This is a genomic window from Mesorhizobium sp. M7A.F.Ca.ET.027.02.1.1, assembly GCF_004022985.1.
Lineage (GTDB): Bacteria > Pseudomonadota > Alphaproteobacteria > Rhizobiales > Rhizobiaceae > Mesorhizobium.
Genome location: NZ_RZOL01000492.1, coordinates 1 through 4,131 on the forward strand (window position 1 = coordinate 1; position 4,131 = coordinate 4,131).

Here is a 4,131-nt window from a genome sequence, read left to right on the forward strand (position 1 = left end):
GGCCTGGTGGGCGCCGGCACTGGTGGTGACGCTGAAGCCGTTTGCGACGCGGGAAATCTCCAGCACTTCCTCGCCGGTGCGGATCACGCCGCCGCCGGCCTTGAGCGCGGAGGCTGAAGCCGCAAGCATCTTTCCCGTGTCGACATCGAGCGCGCCGGGTTCATGCACGCCGCCGCAGGTGGTTGCCGTGGCGATGACCGGCACCAGCGCGGTGACTTCTGCTGCTGACAGGCGCCGTACGCTCGGCACCAGCGCCTGCATCTCGGCCGCCATGCGGTCGACGGCTGCACTGTCTTCGACACCGCCGACGTGCAGCGCGCCGCGCCGGTGGGCGGCGAAGCCGCCATCGATGATCGCCTGTCGGCTGGCCAGCGACAGCGCCCGCACCAGCGCATTGCCATAGGTTTCGGAAAACAGCGCCGCGGAGCGGCCGCTGGCGTGGTAGCCGAGATGCGGCTCGCGCTCGAGCACGGTGATCTCGGCCCAGGATTGCACGGCCGCCGCCAGCGAAAGGCCGGCAATGCCGCCGCCGATGACGACGATTTTTTGGAGAGACTTGGACTGCATGCTCTAGGGGTAGAAATAATTTCGTATCCAGTCAATATTTAGCGTATAAGAAAATTATTAGCGTTGTTGATGGCGGCAGGGAGTTGGACTACCAAGGGTGAAGAAGCGGCCCGGTGGCCGCGCCAGGAGCTGACGATGTCGGAGCAACCGAACCTCGGTGATTGTCTGCGCGGCTTGAGGAAGACGCATGGCTGGACCTTGCAGGAGGTCAGCACGCTGACCGGCGTCGCGGTGTCGACGCTGTCCAAAGTCGAGAACGACCAGATGTCGCTGAGCTACGACAAGCTGCTGCAGATCTGCGAGGGGCTGAGCATCCATGTCACCGAGCTGCTCAGCGGCGACCGCAAGCAGCCGGCTGCGCGCACCCGCCGCTCGGTGACCTCTCAGTCCAACACGCTGCGCCAGCTGACCCGCAACTACGATTACCGCTATCTGGCCACCGATCTGGTGCGCAAGCGCATGGTACCGATCCACGCCTATGCGCGCGCCCGCACGCCGCAGGAATTCGGGCCGTTGACCAGGCATGCCGGCGAGGAATTTTTGATCGTGCTCAAGGGCGAGATCGAGCTGCACACCGACCAGTACGCGCCGGTGCGGCTGAAACAGGGCGACAGCGTCTATATCGATTCCACCATGGGTCACGCCTACCTGTCGGTGGGCGAGGGCGACGCCGAGATGCTGTGCGTCTGCTCCGGCGACGAGCCTGACATGGAGGGCGCGCTGCTGAGCGTGCTGGAGACGGTGGAGGGGTAGGGGCTGGTCCCAACCCTCCACGTTGGTGCCGCCCCTCATCAGGCTGCCGCCATCTTCTCCCCGTAAACGGGGAGAAGGACGATCCTATCGACGGGCGGCGCTGGCTCCAACAATTGAGCGGCTCCGCTACAGCGCAACTACACGTCCCATTCCCCGCCGAACCGCCTCGCGGTAGGCGAGATCGGCGGCCACCATGTCTTCCATGGCGACGCCCATGGCCTTGTAGACGGTGACCTGATCGGCGCTGACCCGTCCCGTCCGCCGCCCGAGCAGCATGTCGCCGAGCTCGATTCCGGCTTTCGGATCAATGCCCGCCAGTTCGCAAGAGCCGACCGGCGTCGGGGCAAAGGCATCCCTGGTCTCGACGAACAGGCTGGCCCGGCCGACAAGCTCGACCGGCAATTCGCCGCCCGGCGGGGCGACGCCTACCGACGAGACATGGGTGCCCGGCCGCACCCATTCGGCCGAGATCACCGGCGCATAGGAATGCGTTGCCAGGCAGACGACGTCGGACGAACGCACCGCGGCCTCGATATCGGCGACGGCAACGACACCCGGATGTTGCGCGGCAAGTGCTTGCGCATCTGAAAATTCCTTGGAGACAACGCGGATTTCGGCGAAATCGCGCACCAGCGGCAAAAGATGCAGATGCTGGCCGGCCTGCACACCGGCGCCGACCACCGTCGCGACCTTGGCGTCGCGGCGGGCGAGTTCACGCACCGAAAGCACGGCCGAGCCGGAGGTGCGCACGGCGGTGATGTAGGTGCCGTCCATGACGCAGACCGGCATGCCCGTCTGCGGGTCGAACAGATGGATGGTGGCGAGGTGGCTGGGGATACCTTTGGCGACGTTGCCCTCGAAGACGTTGACGATCTTCACCGTCAGATGCATGCCCGCTATCCATGCCGACATCGCTAGCGAATAGCCGGCCTGCGGAACATCGAGCTGCGGCCGTGCCGGATTGACCACCTTGCCGCCGGACAAGGCCTTGAAGCCGCCGGCGAGTACGTCGAGAAGCTGGCGCAGGTCGATGCAGGTTTTCACCTCGGCCTCGCTCAGGATGAGTACGGGCATGTCACCCTTGGCCTGGGCGCTGCGGGAGGTCGATATCGCTGATGTCATGGGATCCGCTTTCGTTGTCGGTTGCACGACAACGGTATTGCGGTCCGGGAGCGTGATGAAATATACTGTTTTTGCTATTTTGGCGTGATTATCACGTTTTTTCTGGTCAAAAAGTGTGAATCCTGAAATGGACGATCTCGACCGTATCGACCGCTCGCTGCTACGTTTGTTGCAGGAGGACGGCCGCCGCACGACGCTCGATCTGGCGCGCCGGGTCGGTCTGTCGCCGACCGGGGCGACGCAGCGCGTCAAGCGGCTGTTCGCCGAAGGCTTCATTCGCGCCGTGCGCGCGGTGCTCGATCCTGCTCGGATCGGGCAGGCGCAGCTCGTCTTCATCGAGGTGCGGCTCGACCACACGGCGCCGCATGTGTTCGACCGCTTCGCCGAGGCGGTTCTGCGGGCGCCCGAGATCATCGAATGCCACATGGTGGTCGGCGGCTTCGACTATCTGGTCAAGGCGCGCATCGCCGACATGGCGATGTTCCAGGATTTCCTGCAGCGCGTCATCCTGCCGCTGCCCGGGGTGCGGGAGACACACACCTACGCTTCGATCGCCAATGTGAAGCCCGACGCCTTGCTGCCGATCTAGAGCGGCGGCCTTTCTCCCGCATCCAGCAACCATTGCCGCACGGCTTGCGTCGGCTCGGGGTGGCGCTGTTTTCTCGGCATCACGACATAAAAATCCTGCGTGCCGCGCATTTCGCCGCTGACGGGCTGAACCAGGCGGCCCGTGGCGAGATCAGCGGCTACGAGGAAGCGGCTGGCCAGCGCAATGCCCTGGCCGGCGACGGCCGCGTCGATGGCCAGGCCCGTCTGGTTGAAGCGCATCCGTTTCAATTCGGTCGTCATCTTCAGGCCGACCGCTTTCTCCATGAATTCCGGCCACAGATTGTGGGCATCGTGCAGCAGCACATGGTGCTGGATTTCGGAGGCTGCGATTTCAGCAACACCTTCCGGCAGCAAGGCCGGGCTGCAGACGGCGACGATCTGCTGGGGAAACAGCAGGTCGACGATCAGCCCAGCGCCGAAGGGCGGGCGGCCTTGCCTGACCGCGATGTCGACGCCATCGGCTTGAAAGCTCGATAGGCTCTCGCTGGCCAGCACGCGCAAATCGACCAGCGGGTTGTGCGCGACGAAGTCATGCAATCTCGGGATCAGCCATTTGGTAGCGAAGCTCGGCGTCACGCTGATCGTCAGCCGCGCCGGCTCGGGACGAAGCAGCAGCGTCGCCTCCGAGATCAGGTCGAAGGCGCGGCGGATATTGGGGACATAGGCGCGGCCCTCATCGGTCAGCGCCAGGCCGCGCGGCAGCCGCTCGAACAGCTTTGTGCCGAGATCGGCTTCCAGCCCGCGAATGTGCTGGGCGACCGCCCCTTGCGTGACATTGAGCTCTTCGGCGGCGATGCGGAAGTTGAGATGACGCGCCGAGGCTTCGAAGGCGCGCAGCGCATTCAACGGCGGCAGGCTGAGGAAGGCTTCGGGCATGCAGGAGTTTTTCTACAGGTTGATTTCAGGCATTCTGGTTCGAACCAGCGGGGAAAACCAGCTATATCAACGCTCAGCTCCCGAAAACACCGCTTGCGGTGCCCGCAAACCCTGAGAGGAAAATCCGATGAGTGTAGAAAAAGTAGCTGTGGTGGTGGCCGGCGGCAGCGGCATGGGTGCGGCGGCGGCCAAGCGGCTGGCGGC

At 64.5% G+C, this 4,131-nt stretch carries 5 protein-coding genes and 1 pseudogene; 3 read left to right on the top strand and 3 right to left on the bottom strand.

Going from position 1 to position 4,131, the window contains the following annotated elements; translation table 11 throughout:
• The coding region (locus tag EN749_RS31995; RefSeq protein ID WP_145991083.1) for an FAD-dependent oxidoreductase at positions 1 to 567 on the bottom strand (567 nt) is incomplete at its 3' end.
• Positions 568 to 702: 135 nt separating this feature from the next.
• Here EN749_RS31995 and EN749_RS32000 point away from each other — a divergent pair.
• Positions 703 to 1,320, top strand: coding sequence for an XRE family transcriptional regulator (locus tag EN749_RS32000; protein ID WP_127327778.1), 618 nt, complete (start codon positions 703 to 705; stop codon positions 1,318 to 1,320).
• Between the two features lie 126 nt (positions 1,321 to 1,446).
• Here EN749_RS32000 and EN749_RS32005 read toward each other — a convergent pair whose 3' ends face one another.
• Positions 1,447 to 2,442, bottom strand: a complete 996-nt coding sequence (locus EN749_RS32005) for an ornithine cyclodeaminase family protein (protein WP_128364662.1) — start codon at positions 2,440 to 2,442, stop codon at positions 1,447 to 1,449.
• Between the two features lie 127 nt (positions 2,443 to 2,569).
• Between EN749_RS32005 and EN749_RS32010 the strand changes: the two genes are divergently transcribed.
• Positions 2,570 to 3,031: an Lrp/AsnC ligand binding domain-containing protein gene (locus tag EN749_RS32010; RefSeq protein WP_023813853.1), complete on the top strand. Its 462-nt coding sequence runs from the start codon at positions 2,570 to 2,572 to the stop codon at positions 3,029 to 3,031.
• Here EN749_RS32010 and EN749_RS32015 read toward each other — a convergent pair.
• The gene (locus EN749_RS32015) at positions 3,028 to 3,927 is read right to left on the bottom strand and encodes a LysR substrate-binding domain-containing protein (RefSeq protein ID WP_127271872.1); all 900 of its coding nucleotides are present in this window, start codon (positions 3,925 to 3,927) and stop codon (positions 3,028 to 3,030) included. The two genes, EN749_RS32010 and EN749_RS32015, sit on opposite strands and share 4 nt — an antisense overlap.
• Before the next feature lie 127 nt (positions 3,928 to 4,054).
• Here EN749_RS32015 and EN749_RS39160 point away from each other — a divergent pair.
• Positions 4,055 to 4,131 (top strand): annotated as a pseudogene (locus EN749_RS39160) (3-oxoacyl-ACP reductase); the annotation flags it as partial.

What these genes read in the sequence shown, in the direction of transcription:
- EN749_RS32000 (WP_127327778.1), top strand. Translation starts at nt 703, where the DNA reads ATGTCGGAGCAACCGAACCTCGGTGATTGTCTGCGCGGCTTGAGGAAG.
- EN749_RS32005 (WP_128364662.1), bottom strand. Translation starts at nt 2,442, where the DNA reads ATGACATCAGCGATATCGACCTCCCGCAGCGCCCAGGCCAAGGGTGAC.
- EN749_RS32010 (WP_023813853.1), top strand. Translation starts at nt 2,570, where the DNA reads ATGGACGATCTCGACCGTATCGACCGCTCGCTGCTACGTTTGTTGCAG.
- EN749_RS32015 (WP_127271872.1), bottom strand. Translation starts at nt 3,927, where the DNA reads ATGCCCGAAGCCTTCCTCAGCCTGCCGCCGTTGAATGCGCTGCGCGCC.